Below are 2500 nucleotides of genomic sequence, written 5' to 3'. Positions count from 1 at the left end.
GCAGACACACGGCGGGTGCTAACGTCCGTCGTGAAGAGGGCAACAACCCTGACCACCATCTAAGGTCCCTAAGTTATGGCTAAGTGGGAAAGGATGTGAGGATCCCAAAACAACCAGGATGTTGGCTTAGAAGCAGCCATCATTTAAAGAAAGCGTAACAGCTCACTGGTCTAAATAAGGGTCTTTGCGCCGAAAATGTACCGGGGCTAAAGCCATACACCGAAGCTGTGGATGCACTTAATGTGCGTGGTAGCGGAGCGTTCCGTAAGCCTGTGAAGGGACAGTCGTGAGACATCCTGGAGGTATCGGAAGTGAGAATGCTGACATGAGTAACGATAAAGGGAGTGAGAGACTCCCTCGCCGAAAGTCCAAGGGTTCCTGCTTAAAGTTAATCTGAGCAGGGTTAGCCGGCCCCTAAGGCGAGGCCGAAAGGCGTAGTCGATGGGAACCACGTTAATATTCGTGGGCCTGCAGGTAGTGACGGATTGCGTGTGTTGTCAGGTCTTATTGGATTGATCTGGCAGCGAAGCGGTTCCAGGAAATAGCTCCTGCATATAGACCGTACCCTAAACCGACACTGGTGGACTGGTAGAGAATACCAAGGCGCTTGAGAGAACTGCGTTGAAGGAACTCGGCAAAATGCACGCGTAACTTCGGAAGAAGCGTGACCCTTATTTAGGCAACTAGATGAGGGTGGCACAGACCAGGGGGTAGCGACTGTTTACCAAAAACACAGGGCTCTGCGAAGTCGCAAGACGACGTATAGGGTCTGACGCCTGCCCGGTGCTGGAAGGTTAAGAGGAGATGTGCAAGCATTGAATTGAAGCCCCAGTAAACGGCGGCCGTAACTATAACGGTCCTAAGGTAGCGAAATTCCTTGTCGGGTAAGTTCCGACCTGCACGAATGGCGTAACGACTTCCCCGCTGTCTCCAACGCAGACTCAGTGAAATTGAATTCCCCGTGAAGATGCGGGGTTCCTGCGGTTAGACGGAAAGACCCCGTGCACCTTTACTATAGCTTTACACTGGCATTCGTGTCGACATGTGTAGGATAGGTGGTAGACTTTGAAGCAGTGGCGCCAGCCATTGTGGAGTCATCCTTGAAATACCACCCTTATCTATATGGATGTCTAACTGCGGCCCGTTATCCGGGTCCAGGACCGTGTATGGTGGGTAGTTTGACTGGGGCGGTCGCCTCCTAAAGAGTAACGGAGGCGCGCGATGGTAGGCTCAGAACGGTCGGAAATCGTTCGTCGAGTGCAATGGCATAAGCCTGCCTGACTGCAAGACTGACAAGTCGAGCAGAGACGAAAGTCGGTCATAGTGATCCGGTGGTCCCGAGTGGAAGGGCCATCGCTCAACGGATAAAAGGTACGCCGGGGATAACAGGCTGATGACCCCCAAGAGTCCATATCGACGGGGTTGTTTGGCACCTCGATGTCGACTCATCGCATCCTGGGGCTGGAGCAGGTCCCAAGGGTATGGCTGTTCGCCATTTAAAGCGGTACGTGAGTTGGGTTCAGAACGTCGTGAGACAGTTCGGTCCCTATCTGCCGTGGGTGTAGGAATATTGATAGGATCTGTCCCTAGTACGAGAGGACCGGGATGGACGTATCTCTGGTGGACCTGTTGTCGTGCCAACGGCATAGCAGGGTAGCTATATACGGACGGGATAACCGCTGAAGGCATCTAAGCGGGAAACCCACCTAAAAACGAGTATTCCCTATCAGAGCCGTGGAAGACTACCACGTTGATAGGCCGGGTGTGGAAGTGCGGCAACGCATGTAGCTTACCGGTACTAATAGCTCGATCGACTTGATCACTCTCATTTACAATAGCCATCAAGCGAAGCTTGATAGATATTAGTTTAGTTTATGTCCTTACGGCTGAGCGCCTGACTAACGTCAGGCTAGCCTGCGGACAGCACGCCGAAACATCGGCGACGGCCAGTCGGCCTTGCGAAGCTTCGCTTCGAAACGCATAAACTGATATCAATGCGTTCATTAGCGCTTAAAAGCGTTGACAGTATCTGCACGAAAGACAACCAGCTTCTCATATTTGTGTTCTTCGCCGACCTGGTGGTTATGGCGGAGCGGCTGCACCCGATCCCATTCCGAACTCGGCCGTGAAACGCTCCAGCGCCAATGGTACTTTGTCTTAAGACACGGGAGAGTAGGTCGCTGCCAGGTCTGCTAAGCACACAAATATAAAAACATCTTCTCAAACCAATACAAAACAGACATATCAAGCGCAAAACGCGCAAAAAATACCCAACCGGTTCATAATAAACACCATGGCGCGGGGTGGAGCAGCCCGGTAGCTCGTCAGGCTCATAACCTGAAGGCCGCAGGTTCAAATCCTGCCCCCGCAACCAAAATAAAACAATACATAAAAGCCCGCTGACAAATCAGCGGGCTTTTGGCGTTTCTGAACCCTAAAGTCTGGCGCGCTTAATCATATCCACCGCGCTCGCTCTATTCAGTTCAAAAGCTGGCACAGT

Annotated in this window: 1 tRNA gene and 2 rRNA genes (1 of these 3 cut by a window edge); all 3 read left to right on the top strand. The window is 52.1% G+C overall.

Annotation, left to right across the window (positions count from 1 at the left end):
• Positions 1 to 1823: ribosomal RNA gene (locus CEV31_RS02970) — 23S ribosomal RNA — on the top strand (it extends 1136 nt beyond the left edge of the window).
• A 251-nt stretch (positions 1824 to 2074) separates the two neighbouring features.
• Positions 2075 to 2189, top strand: a 5S ribosomal RNA gene (gene rrf / locus CEV31_RS02965).
• Positions 2190 to 2297: 108 nt separating this feature from the next.
• Positions 2298 to 2374: transfer RNA gene (locus CEV31_RS02960), tRNA-Met, on the top strand.
• The last annotated feature ends 126 nt before the right edge of the window (positions 2375 to 2500 follow it).

The sequence above is a fragment of the Brucella thiophenivorans genome (assembly GCF_002252445.1).
Classification (GTDB): domain Bacteria; phylum Pseudomonadota; class Alphaproteobacteria; order Rhizobiales; family Rhizobiaceae; genus Brucella; species Brucella thiophenivorans.
This window is presented reverse-complemented; position numbering and strand designations above follow the sequence as displayed.